Origin of the sequence: Frankia sp. CcI49 (assembly GCF_001983215.1) — a bacterium.
GTDB classification, from domain to species: Bacteria; Actinomycetota; Actinomycetes; order Frankiales; family Frankiaceae; genus Parafrankia; species Parafrankia irregularis.
In genome coordinates this window covers 148947-171559 of record NZ_MOWP01000033.1, presented here as the reverse complement: position 1 = coordinate 171559, position 22613 = coordinate 148947, and the positions used below count along the sequence as shown (strand labels likewise).

At 73.2% G+C, this 22613-nt stretch carries 17 protein-coding genes; 2 read left to right on the top strand and 15 right to left on the bottom strand.

From position 1 onward, the window contains the following. Positions 1–121: 121 nt before the first annotated feature. The 11 genes from CcI49_RS30195 to CcI49_RS30145 form a co-directional block, all read right to left on the bottom strand. On the bottom strand, positions 122–2584 hold the full coding sequence (locus tag CcI49_RS30195) for an FtsX-like permease family protein (protein WP_076832079.1): 2463 nt from the start codon (positions 2582–2584) through the stop codon (positions 122–124). Continuing rightward, on the bottom strand, positions 2584–3477 hold the full coding sequence (locus CcI49_RS30190; RefSeq protein WP_076832141.1) for an ABC transporter ATP-binding protein: 894 nt from the start codon (positions 3475–3477) through the stop codon (positions 2584–2586). The genes CcI49_RS30195 and CcI49_RS30190 overlap by 1 nt, the downstream gene beginning before the upstream one ends. 2 nt (positions 3478–3479) lie before the next feature. Beyond that, on the bottom strand, positions 3480–4076 hold the full coding sequence (locus tag CcI49_RS30185) for a PadR family transcriptional regulator (protein ID WP_054568261.1): 597 nt from the start codon (positions 4074–4076) through the stop codon (positions 3480–3482). Positions 4077–4532: 456 nt separating this feature from the next. Then, entirely contained in the window at positions 4533–5006 is a 474-nt protein-coding gene (locus tag CcI49_RS30180) for a protein-tyrosine phosphatase family protein (protein ID WP_054568260.1), read from the bottom strand. Between the two features lies 1 nt (position 5007). Next, positions 5008–5799: a cytochrome b/b6 domain-containing protein gene (locus CcI49_RS30175; protein ID WP_241840321.1), complete on the bottom strand. Its 792-nt coding sequence runs from the start codon at positions 5797–5799 to the stop codon at positions 5008–5010. Continuing rightward, positions 5786–6487 (bottom strand): molybdopterin-dependent oxidoreductase, encoded by a 702-nt coding sequence (locus CcI49_RS30170; protein WP_235498109.1) that lies wholly within the window; start codon positions 6485–6487, stop codon positions 5786–5788. The genes CcI49_RS30175 and CcI49_RS30170 overlap by 14 nt, the downstream gene beginning before the upstream one ends. Before the next feature lie 153 nt (positions 6488–6640). Continuing rightward, entirely contained in the window at positions 6641–7459 is an 819-nt protein-coding gene (locus CcI49_RS30165; protein WP_083473466.1) for an ABC transporter, read from the bottom strand. Further along, on the bottom strand, positions 7456–8478 hold the full coding sequence (locus CcI49_RS30160; RefSeq protein WP_076832134.1) for an ATP-binding cassette domain-containing protein: 1023 nt from the start codon (positions 8476–8478) through the stop codon (positions 7456–7458). Before CcI49_RS30160 ends, CcI49_RS30165 begins: the two co-directional genes overlap by 4 nt. Positions 8479–8656: 178 nt before the next feature. Beyond that, the gene (locus CcI49_RS30155; RefSeq protein WP_054568259.1) at positions 8657–9304 is read right to left on the bottom strand and encodes a response regulator transcription factor; all 648 of its coding nucleotides are present in this window, start codon (positions 9302–9304) and stop codon (positions 8657–8659) included. After that, positions 9301–11016: a histidine kinase gene (locus CcI49_RS30150; protein ID WP_076832076.1), complete on the bottom strand. Its 1716-nt coding sequence runs from the start codon at positions 11014–11016 to the stop codon at positions 9301–9303. Before CcI49_RS30150 ends, CcI49_RS30155 begins: the two co-directional genes overlap by 4 nt. A 178-nt stretch (positions 11017–11194) precedes the next feature. Further along, positions 11195–11935, bottom strand: a complete 741-nt coding sequence (locus tag CcI49_RS30145; RefSeq protein ID WP_054568258.1) for a hypothetical protein — start codon at positions 11933–11935, stop codon at positions 11195–11197. A 283-nt stretch (positions 11936–12218) separates the two neighbouring features. Between CcI49_RS30145 and CcI49_RS41740 the strand changes: the two genes are divergently transcribed. After that, positions 12219–12554, top strand: coding sequence for a hypothetical protein (locus CcI49_RS41740; RefSeq protein WP_152991494.1), 336 nt, complete (start codon positions 12219–12221; stop codon positions 12552–12554). A gap of 339 nt (positions 12555–12893) precedes the next feature. Here CcI49_RS41740 and CcI49_RS30135 read toward each other — a convergent pair whose 3' ends face one another. The 3 genes from CcI49_RS30135 to CcI49_RS30125 all read right to left on the bottom strand — a co-directional run bounded on the left by CcI49_RS30135 (position 12894) and on the right by CcI49_RS30125 (position 16591). Continuing rightward, positions 12894–13844, bottom strand: a complete 951-nt coding sequence (locus CcI49_RS30135; protein WP_054568256.1) for an acyl-ACP desaturase — start codon at positions 13842–13844, stop codon at positions 12894–12896. A gap of 290 nt (positions 13845–14134) precedes the next feature. Beyond that, positions 14135–14806: a dTMP kinase gene (locus CcI49_RS30130; RefSeq protein ID WP_054568583.1), complete on the bottom strand. Its 672-nt coding sequence runs from the start codon at positions 14804–14806 to the stop codon at positions 14135–14137. A gap of 432 nt (positions 14807–15238) precedes the next feature. Beyond that, positions 15239–16591 carry an amidohydrolase family protein gene (locus CcI49_RS30125; protein ID WP_083749810.1) on the bottom strand — a complete coding sequence of 451 codons (1353 nt, stop codon included), beginning with the start codon at positions 16589–16591 and terminating at the stop codon, positions 15239–15241. 662 nt (positions 16592–17253) lie between these two features. On the opposite strand from CcI49_RS30125, the gene CcI49_RS30120 reads away from it, so the two are divergent. Then, positions 17254–20637, top strand: coding sequence for a pyruvate carboxylase (locus CcI49_RS30120; RefSeq protein ID WP_076832069.1), 3384 nt, complete (start codon positions 17254–17256; stop codon positions 20635–20637). Between the two features lie 235 nt (positions 20638–20872). Here CcI49_RS30120 and CcI49_RS30115 read toward each other — a convergent pair whose 3' ends face one another. Beyond that, complete coding sequence (locus CcI49_RS30115) at positions 20873–22426, bottom strand: bifunctional glycosyltransferase family 2/GtrA family protein (protein ID WP_241840319.1); 1554 nt, start codon at positions 22424–22426, stop codon at positions 20873–20875. Between the last annotated feature and the right edge of the window lie 187 nt (positions 22427–22613).

The following is a 22613-nucleotide window of genomic DNA, read 5'->3' as shown; positions in this document are numbered from 1 at the left end:
GCAGCGGCAGCGGCAGCGGCAGCGGCAGCGGCAGCGGCAGCGGCAGCGGCAGCGGCAGCGGCAGCGGCAGCGGCAGCGGCAGCGGCAGCGGCAGCCTGTGGCTCAGGATTTCCTGCGGAGATCAGTCCCAGCGCAGCAGGTGCGAGACCGGCCGCGCGGCGAGGACGCGGGCGGCGAGGCCGCCGGCCGCAGCGCAGGCCAGCGGGGTCACCGCGAGGCCCAGCAGCACGCCGAGGCCCGGTCCGTTCCCGTACCCCGGGCCCATCCCGATGCTGGCGGAGACGAGATCGCTCAGCACACGGAAGCAGACCAGGCCGAGCGGGATCCCCACCGCCAGACCGAGCACGCCGAGCGCGGCGCCGGCCACCGCTCCCTGCCCGACGAGCTGGCGCGGGGTGAGTCCGAGCGCCCCGAGAACACCCAGCGCCCGCCCGTTCTCCCGATTGCCGGCGAGCAGGGTGGCGAGCAGGTTCACCAGCGCGACCGCGGCGACCAGGCCGGCGATCGAGAGCATGGCCGTTCGGACCATGGCGAGACCCTCGGTCGAGCTGTCCTGCAGCTCGAGCGGGACGTCGTCACCCAGGGCCTCGCTGAGCTGGTCGGCGAGCGCCGCCGGGCTGACCGACGGCCCCGCCGTCAGCCGGAAGACCGTCGCCACGGCGCCTGGTTCGGTGCGGCGCAGCTCCGCCATCGGCAGCAGCAGGATGTCGCCGGTGTCCTCGGTGGTCCGGTACCAGCCGACCACCCGGGCGGTGTGGGTGGCTCCGGCGACCTCGAACGCCACGGTGCCGCCGACTTTCAGGCCGCGATCGGCGATCAGCCCGTAGCCGACGGCGACCTCGCCCGCGTCGAGCGGAAGCCGCCCGGCGCCGATCTGGTAGGCCGGCGGGCCACCGTCGAAGGCCCGGGCCAGCACGGTCTCACCGCCGAGGTTCGCCGGGCGGTTGGCCTCGGCGTACCAGCTCGCGACTCCCGGCGCGGTCCGCACGACCGAGCCGATCCGCGCGGCCTCGGCGCCCTGCGCCGCCGCGACGTCCGGTGCGGCTGCACCGCCCTGTGCGCCGGTGCCGTGCTGCGGGCCGCTGCCGTCCTGTGCGGGCGCGCTGTCCGAGGCCTGCGCGCTCACCGTGACGTCCCAGGGGCTGCCGGTCTGGAACGGGTCGGTCGCCGCGCTTTCGACGATGCGCAGGAATCCACCGGTCACGATGAGGCCGACGACGGCGACGACGACGGCCAGCGTGCTCAGCCCGGTGCGGGCCGGCCTGGTGGCCAGCGGACCGAGCCCGAGCAGGCTCAGCCGTGCCGGCACCCGGGTCGCCGGCCCCCGTGACCACAGCCTTCCGGCCGACGGGCTGTCGCGCAGTGCCTCGGTGACCGGTGCCCGCGCGGCCCGGACGGCAGGGCTGATCGTCGCGATGACCAGCACCAGGCTCAGCACGCCGGCGGTGAGGAGCAGGTCGGCCACCGACCACACCGGTGCGGGCCGGCCGGCGAGCGGCGCCGCGCCGAGATCGAGCAGCGGCGAGACGAGGGAGCCCAGCACCCACCCCCCCGCCGCCGCGGCGAGGCCGAGAACGAGGTGCTCGCCGACGAGGGCTGCGACGATCTCCCGGGGCCGGCAGCCGACCGCGCCCAGCATGGCGATCTCCCGCCGCTGCCGGATGACCCGGATCGTCATCGTCCCGGCGATCACGATCGCGCAGGCGACCAGCAGGAAGACACCGAAGGCGGAGACGAACCGGCCGAAGATCCGGGACGCCACGAGGATGTCCCCGCGGGTGTCCGGCCAGGTGTTGGTCCAGCCGGCCAGGTCGGGATGGTCACGCTGGAGGCGTCCGGCCAGCTCCTCGGGGTCGGTGCCGGGTGCGGCGTCGAGCAGATACCTGGTGGACGACGCCGTCCCCGTCGGGTCGAGCCGGCGCGCCCCGGACGAGCTGGCGAACATGCGGATCGGGTCGCAGTCCGGAAAGGCGCAGTCGGTCAGATCGGTCGCGGTGCCGACCACGGTGAACGGGACGTCCGCGCCACCGGAAGACCGCAGGGTGACCGCCGACCCCGGCACCAGCCCGAGATGGGTGGCGGCGCTGCGCTCGACGACCAGCTCGCCCGGGCCGTCGAGCCACCGGCCCGCGGTCACCTGGGAGGCGCCGACGACCTGGTCAGGATCATCGACCGCCGCCACCTCGGCGGACTCCAGGTCGGCCGGCCCCGATCCGGTGACCAGCTCGCCGTCGACGACCCGCTGCGGCCCGGCCACCGCCCGGACCCCGGGCACACCGGCCAGCGTCGCGGCACCGTCCCGCGCGGTGGCCGCGGTGGCCGCGGTGGCCGCGGTGGCCGCGGTGCTCGGGGTGGCTGCGGTGGCCGCAGTGGGCTCCGCGGGAAGGCCTCGGGCCTGGACGACGACGTCGGGCACGTTCGTCCGTTCGGCCAGGTCGTCGAGCCGGCCCTCGCCGCCGCGGGCCACGCTCACCCCCGCGGTCAGCCCTGTCGCGGCGATGACGAGAACCAGGAGGAGCACAGCCGTCCCGGCACGGCCTCGGCTGCGCAGCCCCGCCACGGTCAGGGCGATGATCGCACTCATCACCAGCTCCCAAGGCCCAGCAGGTCGACGTCGCCGGTGCCGGTCGCGGTGCCGGTGTCACTGTCAGCGCCGGCCCGTTCTGGGCCTTCGGCATCGTCGCCGGAGCTGGAGCCGGCCGCCGTCGCGGCGGTGGCGCCAGAGCCGGGCAGGGCCCCGACCACGCCCGGGCTGTCGGTCAGGCCTCGGGGGCGCCGTTCGTCGGTGACCTTCCCGTCGCGGAGGAAGACGATGCGGTCCGCGGTGGCCGCGACCGCGTAGTCGTGGGTCACCATCACGACCGTCCGCCCGCCCGCGTTCTCCGTGCGCAGCAGATCGACGACCGTGCCCGTGGCCTCGCTGTCGAGCGCGCCGGTCGGCTCGTCGGCGAGCAGCACGTCGGGGCGGGTCGCCGCGGCCCGGGCGATCGCCACCCGCTGCTGCTGGCCACCCGAGAGCGTGGCCGGCAGCGCCCGGGCGACGTCCGACAGGCCGAGCAGGTCGAGCAGCTCCTGGGCCCGGGCCCGGGTCGCCCGCCGCCCGGTGCCGGCCACCCGCATGCCCAGCTCCACGTTGGCCTGGACGGTCAGGTGGGGGACGAGGTTGTACGCCTGGAAGACCAGCCCGACCCGCTGCCGGCGGGCAAGGGCGCGCCGGCCCGCCGAGAGCGTGCTGATCTCCTCCCCGGCGAGGCGGACCGACCCGGAGTCGGCCGTGTCCAGCCCGGCGAGCAGGTGCAGCAGGGTCGACTTGCCGCAGCCGCTCGGCCCGACGATCGCCACCCACTCCCCGGGCGCGACGCTCAGGTCCACCCCGCGCAGGGCGACCCGCTTCGCCGGCGCCCGCCCGAACGCCTTCGTCAGCCCGGTCACCTCGATGATCGGCGTTCCCGCCGAGCTGGACGGCTTCGGCTCCATGATCACAATCTCCCCGAAAGTCGTTCCTCGACCAGGTCGAGCCAGCGCAGCTCGGCCTGCAGGTGCAGGACGGAGGCCTCGCGCAGCAGATCGCCGAGGCCGACAGGCAGGTCTGTCCGACCGCCGGTGCCGTTGGCGCCCGTGCTGGTGTCGTTGGTGTTGGCGGCCTCGTTCAGGCCGCCGGGGCCGCGGGGCTTGCCCGCGGGGTGCTTCGCCGCCCGCAGATCGGCCAGCGTGCGCAGGGCCTGGATGCAGCGCATCCGGTGCTCGGCGACGGCCGGGGCGATCGTCCCGTCGGTGATCAGGCCCGCGACCAGCTTCAGCACGATGTCGCTCTTGCCCACGGGCAGCTCGGACGGATCAGCCAGCCAGCCGCGCAGCGCCTTGCGGCCGACCTCGGTGAGCTCGTAGATCTTGCGATCGGGCCCGTCCGCGTTGGCCTCGACGTGATGGACGACCGAGCCGTCACGTTCGAGCCGGGTCAGGGTCACGTAGATCTGGCCGACGTTGACCGGTGGCGCCACGTCACCGAACAGCTCGTCGTGGGCTCGTTTGAGCTCGTAGCCGTGGGCGGGCCCGCGGTCGAGCAGGGCAAGCATCAGGAACCTCACGAGGCGCCGTGGGACGTCCAGCCGATCTGCATAACGGTTATGTATAACGGCTAGGTAGCGACTGTCAACGATCGGCTCGCCTGGGTGACCGTCGGCCCGCGTCGGCCCGCGTCGGCCCGCGTCGGCCCGCGGCCGGGCCACTCGAAGGTGATCGAAAGCTGGCCGGGTGGCGCTAGGGCGGCGCCTCGGCGGTTCCTTGCCGCCGGCCACCGCCACACGGCACCAGCAATTCGCCCGGCCACCGCCACACAGCACCAGCAATTCGCCATAAGAGAGGCAAAACGGGCGTAGCTTCGCCTGACGACCCGCAAGAAGGAAGGATTTTGGTTGTCGGGACGACCAAAATCGTTCACCCTTGCGACTCGTCAAACCGGGCTGCCGGGCTGCCGGGCGCTCGGAGGTCCGGCCGCGTTCGAGGGGCTGCGAGCCTCCCCCGCCCGCCAACTAGCGATCTTGGCCGGCGTCGGTCTGTGACAGCCGGAACGTGGCGACCCATCTGCGCTGCCAGGGGGTCTCGACCGCCCGGGGGTGGAGGTGTTCCCGGGTCCAGGCGATGGCGGTGGCGGGGTCCAGGCCGGTCAGCACGGCGAGGCAGGCGATGACCGTGCCGGTGCGCCCGACACCGCCGCCGCACGCGACCTCGACCGCCGAGCCGGCGGGCTGCGCACGTTCGTGCAGCGCGCGGATGTGCCGGATGGCCTCGTCGCGATCACGGGGCAGCCCGAAGTCGGGCCAGTCGATCCACTGTCGCGCCCAGGTCAGCGCGTCGTCGTGCCGACGGCGCAGCCGCGGTGAGCCCAGGTAGAGACCGAAGTCGGGTGATCGTCCGTCCGGGCGGGGGTGGCGCAGGCCGCGCCCGCGGACCCAGGTGCCGTCGGGCAGTTCGATGGCTCCGGTGAGGGTGGGAAGGCTCGGCATGTCAGGCCTGCGACCCGCCGTCGGCCCCCCTGCCGGCCCCACTGCCGGGCCCGCCATCGGGGCCGCCGTCGGGCCCGGTGAGCCAGGCGGGATGTTCGCGCAGTGCCCAGGGGAGCGGGACCATCCCGGTGCGCATGCCGACCAGGGCGACCGGGTCGCGCGAGGCCATCCACAGATGGCCGCAGACCCCGACGAACAGGCCGAGCGCGAGTGAGTCGTGAACGAAGGTGGCGCCGGTGCGGTAGGAGACGGGGATGGCGCCCGGGCCGCCGTACTCCATGATCAGACCGGTGCCCAGCATGACGAGCACGGCACCCGCGACGAACGCCGCGTACAGCTTCTGGCCGGCGTTGAACTTGCCGACCGTCGAGCGGTCCCGGCGGCGTGGGCGGGTCCGCAGCCAGGCCCAGTCGCCGGCGGTGAACCGGTCGAGCGCGGCGACGTCCCGGCGGTACGCGGCGGAGACGGCGGCGGCGAGGATCGGCAGCGGCAACGCGAGACCGGCGTACAGGTGGACGGCCGACACGATCTGCCGGCGGCCCACCAGCGTCGCCAGCGGGCCGAGGTACAGCACCGCCGCCGTCGCCAGGCAGATTCCGGTCAGTACCGCGGTGGACCAGTGCGCGGCCCGGCTCGCCCGGCCGAACCGCCGCACCAGCCGCGGCACCTCGCCGTGCCCCGCCGCTTCGCTGTAGTCGGCGGCTTCGCTGTAGTCGGCGGCGTCGCCGTACTCCGTCGATTCGTCGGACGGGCTGCCCGACGGGCCGTCCCATGCGCTGTCAGACGGGCTCATCGTCGCGCCCGTTCGACTGGCCGATCCAGGCGTCGACGTCGTAGCCGCGCTGCTCCCAGTAGCCCGGGGCGACCGCGTCGACCAGCTCGATCTCGCCCAGCCACTTGATCGACTTGTAGCCGTACATCGGTGCCACGTAGAGGCGCACCGGCCCGCCGTGGTCGTGGGTGACCGGGCCGCCCAGCATCGTGAGGGCCACCAGGACCTCGGGATGGCGGGCCTGCTCCAGGGTGAGGCTCTCGTCGTAGGCGCCGTCGAACGAGCGGAAGGTCAGCGCGGTGGCCGCCGGCCTGGGCCCGGCGGCGTCGAGCAGCGCCGCGAGGCGCACACCCGTCCAGCGGACGTCGGGGACGCGCCAGCCCGTCACACACTGGAAGTCGCGTACGAGCTCGGTCTGCGGCAGCCGGGAGAGATCGTCCAGGGTGAGCCGCAGCGGGCGGTCGACCAGCCCGTGCACGGTCAGCACATAGTCCGCGGCCGTCCGGGCCGGAACATGGCTGACCACCGAGTAGTAACGGAAGCCGCTGGACGGGAGCAGGCCGGTCAGCCCGGTCGGGTCGTTCTCGCGTAGCGGGGCGACGAAGCGGTCGGTTCCGCGCTGCACGTCGGCGCCCACGAAGACGCCGAGCGCGCCGAGACCGAGCATGGCGAAGACCACCCGCCGCCCCACCGGAGTTCCCTCGGTCATGAATTCAGTGAACCTTCTCCGTCTGACGGGCGACGCTCCGGGTCCCGTGAGTCCGAGCTGACGACGACCGCCGATCTTCGTGCCGCGGGCCCGGTGCCCCGAGACGAATCTCGGGGCACCGGGCCCGCGGTGTGCCTGCCGGGCTCGTCCGGCTCAGGCCGTGACGTCGCGGCGTTGCAGGCTGACCGACGCGAACACCAGGGCGGCCACCGCGTAGCCGAGCCCGGCGAGCAGCGCCGGGGTGTAGGACGCGTCCGGCACACCGCCGCGCCCCACCGCGTCGAAGACGAGACCGGGCAGGACGGACGTCGCGGTGCCCCACGAGTCCTGCACGATGTGCTCGAGCGGGAACATCCAGGCGATGCCGACGACCAGGGCCGCGGTCGTCGAGCGCAGCGCGATGCCCAGCGCCGTCCCCGCGATCGCGAAGAAGGCCGCGGCGAGCAGCGCGTTCAGGTAGGCGGTGGCAACCTCGCCGAGCGCGGTGGCCGTCCACCACTCGCCGGTGTCGATATCGCGGGTGCCGGCCAGCAGCGCCGCGGTGACCAGGCTCAGCGCGAGCGCGAAGAACAGCGTGATCGCCACCGTCCAGAGCATGATGCCGAGGCGCCCGACCAGCCAGCTCAGGCGCCGGGGCTCCTTCAGGAACAGGCTCCGCAGCGTGCCCTGGCCGAACTCGGCGGTCATGCTGACGGTGAAGAGCACGAAGACGAGCAGCCCGATGAACGTCGTGCCGCCCCGGAAGCCCAGGACCAGGCCCTGCGCCGTCTCGAGCTGCGGAACAGAGATCGAAAGGCCCGGCGCGCCCGGGCTCGGCGGGGTGAACGTGTCGTCGGCCAGCACGATCGCCAGCACTGTGGACAGCACGGTGAGCAACGTGACGGCGGCCATCGCCAGGGCCACGCCAGGACGCTGCAGCTTGACGAGCTCGGCGCGGTAGGCGCGGATGGTGGCCTGCAGTGCCGCGCTCACTGGGCACCCCCGGCGGCGACCTCGACCAGATCCCGGTAGCGATCCTCCAGGCTGGCCTGCCGCCAGGTCATCTCCACCAGAGTGATCCCGTTCGCGTGCGCGGCCCGGTTGACCGCGGCGAGGGCCGGCTCGGGCGCCGGCCGCGTGTCGCCCGCCGGGTCTGCTGCCGCGGCCGGCCTGATCTCGACGAGGACCCGGTCACCGGCCCGTTCGCAGGGCAGGCCCAGGCCTGCGACCAGGTCCGCCAGCATGCCCAGTGCGTCGGGGCTCTCGGGCCGCAGCTCGACCCGGCTTCCGGTGGAGGCCATGAAGCTGGCGGTCGGGCCCTGGTAGGCGAGCCGGCCCTTCTCCAGCACGATGAGCCAGTCACAGATCTGCTCGATCTCGGCGAGCAGGTGGGACGAGACCAGTACCGTGCGCGCCCGCTGCCGTTCGCCGGGCGGTGCCTCGGCCAGCGATCGCACGAGGTCGCGCATCTGCCGGATGCCGGCGGGGTCCAGGCCGTTCGTCGGCTCGTCGAGCACCAGCAGGTCGGGGTCGGACAGCAGGGCGGCTCCGATGCCGAGCCGCTGCTTCATCCCGAGCGAGTAGGTGCGGTAGGCGTCGTCGGCCCGCCCCGCCAGCCCCACCTGGTCGAGGACGTCGTCGGCGATGGCCGGGTCCTGCCCGGCGAGGACGGCCAGCGAGTGCAGGTTGCGCCGTCCGGACAGCCCCGGGTACAGCGCGGGGCCCTCGATCAGCGCCCCGCACCGCGGGAGGAAGTCCTCGSGCGCCCGCAGCGGCTCGCCCAGCACGGTGCCGCCACCCGCGGTCGGCCGGACGAGGCCGAGCAGCATGCGCAGCGTGGTTGTCTTGCCCGCCCCGTTGGGGCCGACGAACCCGGCGACGACCCCGGCCGGAACGGTGATGTCGAGATTCTGGACGACGGTGCGGCGGCCGTACCGTTTCGTCAGTCCGCGGACGTCGATCGCCGGTGGGCCGGTCACCGGCCCGGTCCGGATGGTGGTGGCTGCTGTCATGCCGCTCAGCCTGATCGTCACCGGCTGTCACGTCGTCCGTCGACGATCGTCATCGATCTGCGCAAAGTGGCGGGCCGGTACCTACGCCTGCGGGAGTAGTCGCCGGGGCGCCTGCGCTCGGCGACCCTGGGCGGCCTCAGCTGGGCGGCCTCAGCTGGGCGGCCTCAGCTGGGCTGTCTCAGCCCGCGAGCCCGGCCTGGTTGGCGAGGACGGCGAGCTGGGCGCGGTCACGGGCGGCGAGCTTGATCATCACCCGGCTGACGTGGGTTCGCGCGGTCGCCGGGCTGATGACGAGGTGGGCCGCGATCTCGTCGTTGGACAGGCCCAACCCCACCAGGCCCATGACCTCGCGTTCCCGGCTGGTGAGGCCGCTGAGATCCACCGCCGCCGGGGCACTGGGCCGCCGGGCGAACGTCTCGATCACCCGGCGGGTGACGGTGGGGGACAGCAGCGACTCGCCGGCGGCCACCACCCGGATGGCCCGCAGCAGGTCCGCGGGCTCGGCGTCCTTCAGGACGAAGCCGGAGGCCCCGTTGCGCAGCGCCTCGAAGACGTACTCGTCCAGCTCGAAGGTGGTGACCATGACGACCCGGGTGGCCGCCAGGGCCGGGTCGGCGGTGATCTCCCGCAGTGCCGCCAGCCCGTCCAGGCCCGGCATCCGGATGTCGAGCAGGGCGACATCCGGGCTGACCCGGCGCACGAGGTCGAGCGCGGCCAGGCCGTTCTCCGCCTCGCCGACGAGCTCGAGGTCCGCCTCCGTCTCGATCAGGACCTTCAGCCCGAGGCGGATGAGCGGCTGGTCGTCGGCGATCACCACCCGGATCATCCGGCGGTCCCGGCTCGGTCGGCCTGTGCCTGTGCCTGTGGCGGTGGCGGTGGCTGTGGTTGCGGCCGTGCCTGCGATTGCGGTGGTGGTTGCGCGGCTCCCGGCGCGGTCCGTGCGGCGATCGGCAGCTCGGTGCGTACGCACCAGCCTCCCGCCGGGCGCGGCCCGGCGGTGAAGGCTCCGCCCAGTTCCGCGACGCGCTCGCGCAACCCCCGAAGGCCGTGTCCGTCTGTGACCGGAGTCCTCGCCGGGTCCGGCGCATCCGCGGCCCGCGTGGGCGTGTCGACGACCTCGATGCACAGCCGGATGTCGGTCGCGTGCAGGGCGACCCTGACCTCGGCGGCACCGGCATGGCGCAGCACGTTGGTCAGCGACTCCTGCACGATCCGATAGGCGGCGAGATCGACCTCGGCGGGCAGGCCGTCGAGGTCCCCCGCGGTGATCAGGTCGACGGCGGTTCCGCAGAGCCGGACCTCGGAGATCAGGCCCGGCAGCCGGCTCAGGCCGGTCTGGGGTGTCCGGGGCGCGCCGCGACAGCCGTCCGCCGCGCGGTCGTCTGCCGCCCAGTCGTCCGCCGCCGGGCCGCCTGTCGCCGGGCCGTCCGCCGCCTGGCTGCCCGTCGGGCAGTCCGCCTGGCTGCCCGTCGGGCAGTCCGCCTGGCCGTGTGCCGCGCAGCCGTTCGGCGCCGGGCCGCCGGCCGCCGGGTAGCTGCTCGGACCCGCATGCCCATCCGGCTCGGCGGAGGTGGGCGCGGTGCCGGGGTTCGCCTCGCGGTGAGCGGCGGGTGTTCCGTCGGGCGGGTCGAGGCGCAGGTCGGGGGCGCGGCCGTCGCCCGCTCGGGTGATCGCGAGCGTGGCGCGCAGCTCGTTCAGCGCGTCGACGCTGGTGCGGCGGATGGCTTCCAGGGCCACCTGGGCCTGTTCCGGCCGCCGGTCGAGCACGTGCAGCGCGACCGCCGCGTGCAGCGAGATGATCGACAGGCCGTGGCCGACGACGTCATGGACCTCGCGGGCCATCCGCAGGCGCTCCTGTTCGACCCGCCGGCGGGTCTGTTCCTCCTTGGCCCGCGCCGACGCGATCCTGCTCAACCGGAGCAGGGCGCCCAGCATCGCCGGGATGACAGCGACCGCGAGCACCCCGGCACATGCGAAGGCGAGCTCCCATCCACCGCCGACGTAGCCGCGGAGGTGGGCCACCACGGTGGCCGTGAGCAGAACGGCCCCGGCCGACTTCGCCGCCCGGCCGGCGGTACGGGTCGGTGCCTGCACGCTGAGCGTGAACGCCGCGATGATGACCACGATGACCGCGGGCCCGTGTGGATAGCCGATCGCGATGTAGACGCCGATGACGAGAAGCTCGGCGACGAACAGTGCCAGGGGCTTGTACCTGCGCAGGGGGAACAGGCAGGTCGCCAGGATGATCAGGGCGTAGGCGGTGCTGTCCAGCTCGCGGCCGGGCGGGATCTCATCCTGGGCCGCGTTGCGTGACCCGGCCAGCAGTACCACGCCGAGGATCACCGTGGGCAGGACGTCGGCCATCACCACCGTCGCGACGCGGCGGACGGCCGCAGAGGGGATGCGCGCGAGCAGGCCGGCAGGCGGACAGCTGCGAACGTCGCAGACGCCCGTGCCCTCCTCGATCCCGGCCCACTTCCCGAGGCTCGCGACGAGCTGGCTGACCCTCGGCTGGACCCGACGACTGGTCCGCTGCATCGTTCCGACGGTAACCGGCGGCGGTCCGGGAGGTCATCCGTCCCGAGGCGTAGACCGGGATACCGCAGCGGACGTACCGCGTCCGGCGCAGGGCGGGAGCGCGAACGGCCAGCGGTGGTCAGGGGCGGTCAGCGGTGGTCTGGGGCGGTCAGCGGCGGTCAGCGGCGGTCAGGGGCGGTCAGTGGCGGGCGGGCTCGCGCTGCTCGAAGCGCAGGCGCAGGCCTTCGGGGGTTGCGACAGCATCGGCGAGGCGGGTCCCGCGGGGAAAGGACGGCAGGATCACCACCGGCTCGGCGAAGACCGCCGTGTTCGCGGAGGTCATCAGCTCACCCGGCAGCCGCTGGTTCCCCAGCACGATCTCGTCCGGCAGCAGGGCGAGGCGGCCGTCCCGGACCAGGGGAATGCCGATGATCCGGATGGCCAGCGTGCGGTTGCCCAGGTCGATCTCGGTGCCGATGGACAGCCGCTCGTCGCCGCCGTAGGTGATGTCCGTCCACCGCGCCTCGGGTGGGGACATCCTGGCCGGGTCGCCGTCGAAGACGGGCCCGCAGGAGTCGCCGAAGACCCCCAGATAGCCGCCGAACAGGGACATCAGCGCGTAGGCCGGGTCGTCCCAGGTGTTGCCGGCGGCATCGCAACCGCGTCGCAACCGTCGCAGCTCGCCGTAGGACGCCGTCGCGCTGACCTCGAGGACGGCGTGGCGCCCGGTGGCCGCGTGCAGCAGATAGGGGAACCGCGGCGGCCGGACCCGCACCGTCGCGTCCAGCGCGCCGAGACGTCCGCTCAGCCGGCGGTTGGCACGGCGGACCGCGAGCCGCGCGGCCAGCCGGTCGACCGCCGCACCGGCGAGCGTGCCACCGATCACGGCGAGGGAGATGGACGGGGCGGCTGGACGCGGCCTGGCGGCGGACGGCGGCATGGCGGCTCCTCGGGGATCCGTACTGGAGGCCCAGGTGCTCGTGTTCGTCTTGATCAGGTTCACAGCGGGCGCTGTCGACGTCCCTCCAACGAGACAGCACCCAGCTGTGAACCGGATACGAGATGAAACTGAATTACCTGTGCACTCACTGGTACGTCGCGGTGCCGTGTGAAACCTCACGCGAAAGCTTCGGCCCGTCCTGCCTCCACCCGGCCAACCCGGGTGGACACACCGGACCGAGGGGCCGGCGCCGTTCGGAAGCCGCTCGGATCAGCCGCAGCCGATGAGGCAGCTTGGGAGCGTCACGGGCGGCAGCCGCAGGTCGAGGCCCGGTGTCTGGGTGTTCCCGGCACGTGGCCGGGCCGTCGTGGCCCTTGGCCGCGTACTGCTCGGTCGGGTGGTCGTCGCGGACTGTGAGCGCACCGTGGTGGTGTCGGCGCCGTCGGCCGCATCGCTGTCGCCGCCCTCGGACGATGTCTGCCCGGCGGTGCCCTTTCCCGCCGGCCGGGTGCTGGAACTGGGCGTTGTCGTCGGGGTGGCCGGGGTGCGGCTGTCGCCGGCCCCGGTGGGAGCGGCCGGTGCGGCCGAGCGGCAGGCCGTCTCGGAGCTGGCCGCCTGAGAGCTGGCCGCGCCGCTGGCCGCGCCGCTGGCCGCGCCGGATCGGCATTCCTCGGCCACGGCCGAGGAGCCGCCGCCGCCCGAGCCCTTCTGCCCGACCATGAAGGCGGCCACGAGCGCGATCACCGCCAGCGCCCCGGTAATCAGCTGGGACCTGGGGATCGGTCGCGCGGACCCGCGATGTGTGCTCACTTCGGTCCGTCCGTTTCGTGCGTGGTGGCGATGAGCACCGGGTGGTCCCGCCACTCACGCCACGGACACTACGGACATCGGGGAGCAGTTACGACAGGGGGCCGGAGTTTCCCTCGTTCCGCCCTCCGACCGGTGGGCGTGTGCCGGCTCAGCCGGCGGCGACCGGCGTGGGCTGCCGTGCCTCACGGGCGGCCCGGCGGGCCGCTGCGGCGGCCTTCTTCTCCGCCTGACGGGTGGCGAGCGCGTCGAGGCCGTTCATGAAGACGCCGATGTCCGCCTGTGCCTTCGCGGCCTCGCCCGAAAGACCCTCGAGGCTGAACAGCTTCCAGTGCCGCAGGATGGGCGCGACCACGTCGTCGTGGTGGATCCGCAGGTCGTAGATGCCGGACTGGGCGATGTAGCGGGCCTTGCGGCCGAAGTCCCGGATGCCGGTGCCGGGCATCTCGAACTTCATCAGCTCGTCCCGGATGATCGGCAGCAGGCGCTCCGGGGCCAGTTCCAGCGCCGCGGCGACCAGGTTCCGGTAGAAGATCATGTGCAGGTTCTCGTCCGCGGCGACGCGGCTGAGCAGCTTCTCGGCGAAGGGCTCGCCGGTCACCCGCCCGGTGTTGCGGTGGCTGACCCGGGTCGCCAGCTCCTGGAACGACACGTAGGTCATCGCCTCCAGCGCGGTCTTCGCCCCGGAGTCGTAGCCGCGCTGCATCTGCAGCATCCGGTCGCGCTCCAGCGTCACCGGGTCGACCGCGCGGGTCACCAGCAGATAGTCCCGCATGGCCATCGCGTGACGGCCCTCTTCGGCGGTCCAGCGGCCGACCCACGTCCCCCACGCGCCGTCCCGCCCGAACGCGACCGCGATCTCGCGGTGGTAGCTGGGCAGGTTGTCCTCGGTGAGGAGGTTGACCTCGAAGGCCATCTGGGCCGCCTCGGAGAGCACGGACTGCTCCGGGGCCCACGGCGTCGTGTCGAAGTCACGGCCCTGGCTCCACGGGACGTACTCGTGTGGCATCCACTCCGCCGCGATGCTCAGGTGCCGGTTGACGTTCGCCTCCGCGACCGGCTCAAGTTCGCGCAACAGGTCGATGTCCGTAGGGGATCCCATAGATGAACTCTGACATCGCTCCATGATTCGTGGCCATGGCCGCGCGGAGTGGAATCCGGTCCTAAAACTGTCTCCGGGGAACAGTTTTCGTCGGCAACCTTCCGATCGGTCAGGGGACTTCTGCCTGCACGGGACAACCCGCGGCCCGCGTCAGGGCAACCCGGGCCGGGCCGCGGTGCCCGGGATGCCTTCGCGGTGCCCCGGGACGGCTTCGCGGTGCGCGGGATGCCTTCGCGGTGCCCGGGGTGCCTTCGCGGTGCCCGGGGACGGCTTCGCGGTGCGCGGGACGGCTAGAACGACTGCGACGACTGGAGCGCCCGGGCCGACCCGGCCAGCAGCGCGTCCAGGACGGCCTCGGCCCCGGTCGCCCGGTCCGCGACAAGCCAGGGGGCGACCCAGCCGCCGGCCGCCAGGCTGCGGTAGATGGCGGCGCAGCGCTCCTGGAGACCCTCGTCGCGCTCGAACGTGTCCAGCGCGCGGGTGGCGTCGCCGGCGGCGCGCTGGCGGGCCGACGCGCGGGCCGTCTCCACCGGGACGTCCAGCAGCACCTGGAGATCCGGCCGCGGCAGGCGCAGGGCGGTCAGCTCCAGCTCGGCGATCCACGCCAGGAAGTCGGGCCGCTCGTCGGCCGGCAGACGGGCGGCGCCGTACGCGGCGTTGGAAGCCAGGTAGCGGTCGACCAGGAGGACGTCGTGCCCGGCCGCGCGGGCGGCGAGCTCGGGCAGCGCGTTCGCCCGGTCGAGGGCGAACAGGACGGCGGTGGCCCGGGCCGATCCCGCAACCCCGGCGAGGCGCTCGTCGCCGTCGAGCATCGCCCGGACGGCGGTGCCGAGCGGCCCGGCCGTGTAGCGGGGGAAGGAGAAGGTCGCGGCGGTGCGCCCGGCCGCGGTCAGGGCCTCGACGAGACGGGAGGTGAGGGTGTGCTTTCCCGCGCCGTCGACGCCCTCGATCGCGACGATCATCATGCTGCCGCCCCCGTGCCGGCGAAGGCCCGCCGCTGCTCGATCCTGCTCATAGGGCCGCCAGCCTAGCCCCAGTGGTGTCATCTGGACGCCCGCCTGGTGCGGCACCTCGGGAACGTCCGGGCGGGCCAGACCGGGTGCTTCCGGTTCGCGCCCCTCAGCGCCCGCCGATCTCGGCCGCCGCGCCGATCTCGGCCGCCGCGCCGGGCTGCCACTGGCTCCAGGTTTGCGGGCGGAGTTCCCCTCAAGAGGAACAAAAGGGGCGCAGATTCGCCTGGCAACCCGCAAGAAAGAAGGATTCCGGTCGTCGGCACGACCAAAATCGTTCACTCTTGCGACCCGCCAAACCGGCCGGCCCACTCGGTCACCGGGCCGCTGGGCGGAGGTCCGGCCGCGTCCGTGGAGCGCGAACGTCCCCGCTCACTGACCAGATCATCTCTTCGAAGACCGGCTTCGGGCTGCCGCCGGGGCGAGCTGTGCCGGGGCCGGCTGCGTTTCCTCAGGCTGTGCTTCATCCGGCTGCGTCGCCGTCGGCTGTGCTCTCTCCGGCCGCGTCGCCGCCGGCTGTGTCGTGTTCGCGGCCGCGCCCGCGGTCGCGGTCGCGGTCGGGAGGCGTGAGGCGGTGACCGCCGCGGTCTCCCGGCCCGGCTCGTCCAGCCGGTAGACGCGGCGGGCGTTGCCGACGCCGATCATCTCCGCCAGCCGGGTGGCGTCCGGCTCGGTCCAGTCGCCGTCGGCGATCCCGTCCGCCAGCACGGTCGACAGCGCTCGGCGGAACAGCAGCGAGCCGAGCAGGTAGAGCTCGCCGAGCCCGAACGCGTCGGTGGAGAAGAGGAACCTGCTGAACGGGACCAGCTCGAGCGCCTCGCCGAGCAGCACCGGCGCCCGGCGCCCGAGGTTCTGGAGCGCGAGCCCGACATCCATGTGCACGGTGGGCAGGATCTGGGCCAGGTAGCCGGCCTCGCGGTGGTAGGGGTAGCAGTGCAGGAGCATCACCGGCACCCCGGTCGGTGCGAGCGCCCGCAGCAGGCCGGTGAGCAGCAGCGGGTTGCAGCGGTCGAGGTCGAGATCGGCGTCGCCGTAGCCGACGTGGATCTGGATGGGCAGGCCGGCGTCCACCCCGGTCCAGATCAGGAAGGCGTGCAGCAGCGGGTTCGCCAGCCGGATGGGTACTCCCCGCCGGATCAGCGCCATCCAGTCCCGGACCGCGGCGGTGACCTCGCGGTCGGTCGGCCGGGCCGCCGGCAGCGCGAGGCCCACCCGGTAGGCGGCGACGGACTTCAGCCCCACCGTCGTCGGGCTCGCCCCGGCGATCCGCTCTCGGATGGTGTCGGCGAAGTGGTTGACGCCGAGCTGGCCGGTGACGATGTCGACCGCCAGGGTCTCGGCGAGCCGTTCGAGCCGCAGGATGTCGTGGCCGGTCGCGTCGCAGGCGACGGCGAGCTCACCCGCTGACATCAGCGGCTCCGGCAGGTAGCCGGCGTCGACGCAGAAGGCGCCGATCCCGGCCGCGCGCAGGAACCGCCGGTTGACCTCCTCCACACCGAGCTCCCCGCGGCGCGCCAGATAGTCGTCGGGGCTGCTGTGCGGGGCGAGGTCGAGGACGGGTGCGCACCAGCGCCGCACGGCGAAGCCGACATGACTGTCGAAGAGCGTGGTGCCGGCCGGGGCGGGCTCGTCGGACTCGGTGAGCATGCGCTCGAAGTCCGGACGGCTGAGGTCGCGGGTGAGCAGCCCGTGACAGTGATGGTCCACCAGGGAGAGGTTCTCCACGAAGGGCAGCACCTCATGATCGTGCCCGGGTTCTGGGGAGGACACACTCCCAGGCTGTGGATAACTTGTGGATGACTGCGGTCTGCCTGGGGATATCCACGCCCGGAGGAGTGGTCTGTCCCTGCTGGCCGGGGGTTTCCGACATCGGCACCTGTGGACGGCTGCCCGCCGGGGCGACCGCGCGGCGGCTGCGCGGCGGCTGCGGGGCGGGTGCGGGGCGGGTGCGGGGCGGGAGTAGCGCGGCTGCGGGGGTGGGTACGGGGCGGCTGCGGCGCCGGTACCGGGGCGGGAACGGTGTGGCTGCGGGGCGGGCGTCGGTGAGCGTGGGGCGCGCCGAGCCGGAGCGTCACCGATGTTTGACATGTTTCCTGTCGCCTTGTCGGCGGACGCATGCTCGTCGAGCCTGGGGTGACGGGGCCGGTCGGCGGGCCCGGGCGGTCGGCGGGCCGTTTCGGGGTCGGCCGGTGGGCGGCGCGGGAACCCCTGTTGTTCCGTAGTTGTGGCATCTTCGCGGGTGAGGGGGTATCCATACCGGGCCGGCGGGGTGGTGCCTCGTTCCAGGCGACGAAATGTATGTCACTAATCTTGGCGCTCGCCGGCCAAACAGTCGAAAATCGACGGACTCCCTCGGTCCGTGCGGGACGTTCCGGGGCACATTCCATGAGGAGCCGCGCGTGCGCAAGGTGCTTGTGGCAAACCGCAGTGAGATCGCGGTCCGGGTGTTCCGAGCCGCGTATGAGCTGGGGCTGCGCACCGTCGCGGTCTACACCCCGGAGGATGTGGCGGCGCTGCACCGGACGAAGGCGTCCGAGGCGTACGAGCTGTGCGAGCCGGGTCATCCCGTGCGGGGATATCTGGACATCGACGCGCTGCTGCGGGTCGCGAAGATCGCCGATGCGGACACGCTGCATCCGGGCTATGGGTTCCTGTCGGAGTCGGCGGTGCTCGCGGAGGCCTGCGCGGCGGCCGGTGTCACGTTCGTAGGCCCGCCGCCGGCGGTCCTGCGGTTGACCGGTGACAAGGTGGCGGCACGCAACGCGGCGATCGCGGCGGGGCTGCCGGTGCTGCGGGCCTCGGAGCCGCTGCCGGACGGCACCGGCTTCGCGGCGGCGGCCGAGGCGGTCGGCTTCCCGCTGTTCGTGAAGGCGTCCGGTGGTGGCGGTGGGCGTGGTCTGCGCCGGGTCGAGCGGCCCGAGGACCTGGCCGACGCGGTGACCAGCGCGTCGCGCGAGGCGGCGGCGGCCTTCGGTGACGGGACGGTGTTCCTGGAGCAGGCCGTGGACCGGCCCCGCCACGTCGAGGTGCAGATCCTCGCCGATGCCTACGGGAATGTGATCCACCTGTTCGAGCGGGACTGCTCGGTGCAGCGCCGGCACCAGAAGGTCGTGGAGATCGCACCCGCGCCCGCTCTGGACGCCGCCGTGCGCGACGCGCTGTGCGACGCGGCGGTGCGGTTCGCCCGGCACGTGGGCTACGTGAACGCCGGCACCGTGGAGTTCCTGGTCGGCGCGGACGGCACGTTCACGTTCATGGAGATGAACCCGCGCATCCAGGTGGAGCACACGGTGACCGAGGAGGTCACCGGGGTCGACATCGTCGGCGCGCAGCTGCGGATCGCGGCCGGGGAGAGCCTGGCCGATCTGAACCTCTCCCAGGATGCGGTCAGCCTGCGGGGGACGGCGATCCAGTGCCGGGTCACCACGGAGGACCCCTCCGACGGCTTCCGGCCCGACACCGGGACGATCACCTTCTACCAGTCGCCGGGCGGGCCCGGAGTACGCCTGGACGGTGCCACCTATCCGGGTGCGGAGGTCAGCCCGTACTTCGATTCGCTGCTGGTCAAGCTGACCGCGCGTGGCGCGACGCTGGAGAAGGCGTCGCGGCGGGCGCGCCGTGCCCTGAAGGAGTTCAGGGTGCGCGGAGTACGGACCAACATCGAGTTCCTCACCAGCCTGCTGGCCGATCCCGACTTCCTGGCCGGCGGGGTGACGACGTCCTTCATCGACGAGCGGCCGGGGCTGCTGAGCGCCGCCGATGACAGCGACCCGACCAGCCGCATGCTGGCCCGGCTCGCCGAGAGCACGGTGAACGGCCACGCCCGGCCCGCGGGCGGAGCGCTGACGGACCCGCGCACCATGCTGCCGCCGCTGTCCGCCGACACCCCGGCCTCGGGGTCGCGGCAGCGCCTCGTCGCCCTCGGCCCGGCCGGCTGGGCCGCCGACCTGCGGGCCCGCACCGAGCTCGCGGTCACCGACACCACGCTGCGCGACGCGCACCAGTCGCTGCTGGCGACCCGGCTGCGCAGCTTCGACATCCTGGCCGCCGCCCCGGTGTTCGCCGAGGCGACACCGGGCCTGCTGAGCCTGGAGTGCTGGGGCGGGGCCACCTACGACGTGGCGCTGCGCTTCCTGTCCGAGGACCCGTGGGAGCGGCTCGCCGCCCTGCGCGCGGCGGTGCCGAACATCTGCCTGCAGATGCTGCTGCGTGGCCGCAACGCCGTCGGCTACACCCCGTACCCCGACGACGTCGTCCGCGCGTTCGTCGCCGAGGCCGCCGCGACCGGCCTCGACATCTTCCGGATCTTCGACGCGCTCAACGACATCGAGCAGATGCGCCCCGCGATCGAGGCCGTCCTGGAGACCGGCACGGCCCTCGCCGAAGGCACCCTGTGCTACACCGGTGACCTCACCAACCCCGGCGAGAAGATCTACACCCTCGACTACTACCTGCGCCTCGCCGAGCAGCTCGTCGAGGCCGGCGTGCACCTGCTCGCCATCAAGGACATGGCCGGGCTGCTGCGCCCCGCCGCCGCGAGTCGGCTCGTCACCGCGCTGCGGGAACGGTTCGACCTGCCCGTCCACCTGCACACCCACGACACCGCCGGTGGGCAGCTCGCGACCCTGCTGGCCGCGTCCGCGGCCGGAGTCGACGCGGTCGACGCCGCCGCCGCGCCGATGTCCGGCGGTACCAGCCAGCCGAACCTGTCCGCGCTCGTCGCCGCCACCGACCACACCGACCGGGCCACCGGCATCCCCCTGCCCGCCCTGTCCGCGATGGAGGCGTACTGGGAGGCGGTCCGTGACCTGTATGTGCCGTTCGAGGCCGGGCTGCGTGCCCCGACCGGTGCGGTCTACCGGCACGAGATCCCCGGCGGGCAGCTGACGAACCTGCGCCAGCAGGCCATCTCGCTGGGCCTCGGCGACCGCTGGACCGAGGTCACCGAGTGCTACGCCGTCGCCAACGAGCTGCTCGGCAAGCCCATCAAGGTCACCCCCACCTCCAAGGTCGTCGGCGACCTCGCCCTTTACATCGCCGGCGGCTCCGTCGACGTCGACCGGCTGCGTGACCACCCGGAGGAGTACGACCTGCCCGCGAGCGTCCTGGGCTACCTCGCCGGGGAGCTGGGCACCCCGCCCGCCGGGTTCGCCGAGCCGTTCCGCGAGCGGGCACTGGCCGGGCGCCACCCCGAACCACCGGCCGCCACCCTCGCCCCCGACGACGCCGCCGCCATCGCCGACCCCGGCGCTACCCGGCGCGCGGCTCTGTCCCGGCTGCTGTTCCCCGGCCCGTGGAAGGACTACACCCAGGCCGTCGCCGCCTACGGTGACTCCTCMGTCATCCCCACCGAGGCGTTCCTGTTCGGCCTGCAGCCCGGCCGCCCCGCCCACGTCTTCCTCGAACCCGGCGTCGAGATCATCGTCGAGCTCGAGACCATCGGGGAGCCCGACGACGCCGGCATGCGCACCCTCTACCTGCGCGTCAACGGTCAGCCTCGGCCCGTCCGGGTCCGGGACAAGTCCATCACCACCACCGCCGCGGCCGCCCGGCGCACCGACCCAGGCAACCCCGGCCACGTCGGCGCCGGCCTGCCCGGCATCGTCACCTTCGCCGTCTCCGTCGGCGACACCGTCGAGAAGGGCCAGAAGCTCGCCGTCATCGAGGCCATGAAGATGGAGGCCGCCGTGACCAGCCCCGCCGCCGGCACCGTCACCGAGCTTGTCCGCACCAGCGGCGAGTCCGTCGAGGTCGGTGACCTGCTGCTGGTACTCGGCTCCTGAGCTCCTGAGCTCCTGAGCTCCTGACACACGCGGACGCCTGCTCGCGCGGACGCCCGCTCGCGTGGCCGTATCGACAATTCACCTCAAGAGCGGCAAAAAGGGCCTGGCGAGCCGCAAGAAGTGGGGATTTCGGTCGTTGAAGCGACCGAAATCCTTCACTCTTGCGACTCGCCAAGCCGGGCTGCCGGGCTGCCGGGCGCTCGGAGGTCCAGTCCCGGTCGCGTTCGTGGAGCGGTCAGGCGGTGCCGCCGTGGCGGGCGCGGCGGCGCAGCCGGGACGGATGGAACACCCAGGCGCGCAGGAGCAGGAACCGGATCACGGTCGACGCCAGGTTCGCGAGCACCAGCACGCTCAGCTCGGGGAGCCGGCCGGGGTCGTCGCTGACGGCGTGCAGGGCGGCCAGCGAGCCACTGGTCAGCGCGAGGCCGATCGCGAAGACGAACAGGCCCTGCAGATGGTGGCGGCCCGCGTCGTCACGGCCGCTGACGCCGAAGGTGAGCCGGCGGTTCGCCGCCGTGTTCGCGATCGCCGTCACCAGCAGCGCGATGAGGTTCGCCGCCTGGGCGCCGGTGGCGCCGTGCAGCAGCAGGAACAGCAGCAGGTAGGCCAGCGTGCTGGCGACCCCGACGCCGGTGAAGCGCACCAGCTGCCGGGTCAACCCCGCCGGGACCCCGGGCACCGGCCCGCCCGCGCCGCGTGTTCCGGCGCCGCGCGTTCCCACGGCGCCGGCCGCGGCCGTGGCCGCCCCCGCCCCGGCGCCCGCTCCCGGGCCCAGGCTGGCCCCGTTTCCTGCAACCATCGAGGCTCCGTTCAGTGGTGCTCGCCCGAACTCGCGGCGCAGTTCGGCGATCGGCAGCGCCCCGGTGCCAAGCGCACGGCCGAGCCGGGCGACGCCCTTCAGGTCGGCTATCGCGGTCGCGACGACGTCCACCCGGCTGTCCGGGTCGTCGACCCAGTCGACCGGAACCTCGTGGATGCGCAGCCCGCTGCGCTGCGCGATGACCAGCATCTCGGTGTCGAAGAACCATCCGCTGTCCTCGACGAGCGGCAGCAGGCTCCCGGCGACATCCGCGCGGATGGCCTTGAAACCGCACTGGGCGTCGGTGAACCGGACGGCGAGCATGCCGCGCAGCAGCAGGTTGTAGCAGCGGGAGATCACCTCGCGCTTCGGCCCGCGCACCACCCGGGAGGAGCGGGCGAGCCGGGTCCCGATCGCGAGATCCGAATGCCCGGAGATCAGCGGGGCGACCAGGGGGAGCAGTGCGGCCAGGTCGGTCGAGAGATCGACGTCCATGTAGGCCAGGACGGGTGCGGTCGAGACACCCCAGGCCGCGCGCAGGGCCCGGCCGCGCCCTTTGACGTCGAGGTGGATCACCGAGACCTCGGGGAGCTCGGCCTCCATCGCATACGCGATCGCCAGCGTCCGGTCCGTGCTGGCGTTGTCGGCGACCGTGATCTGGAAAGGGTACGGAAATGTCGTCCGCAGATGTGTGTGCAGCCGGGCTATGCAGGGCGCCAGGTCGTTTTCTTCGTTGTAGACGGGAATGACTACGTCCAGAACCGGGCGATCCGTGAAAAGTCGTTCGCTGCGGGGCCTGGGTACCAGGTCGGTGCCGCCCGCCGGCGCGGTGCGCCGTGCCGGTTCGGTGAAGAAGCCTCGCTGTGTGCCGACCGGGTGGTCGGCGCGGTGGGCTGTTTCCGATCGGCTCCCCGGTTCCCCGTGTCGCGCCGGCATTGCGGCGTCCGTCCTGGTCGCTGTCGTGCCGCCGGTCCAGGCATCCGTGGTCATGGCCTCACTGTCGACGGGTGGGCTGTGCCGGCCGTGTGGCAGTGCTGTGCGCTCGCTGTGAGCCCGCTCCGCAACCTTTCGAAAAGGGGGAACGAAAAGGAAACATGGCGATCCTGCTGAAGATTCCGAATACGAGAAGGCTGGGACGCGTGGTGGCCGGATGGTCCGCAGAGGAACCATCCGGCCA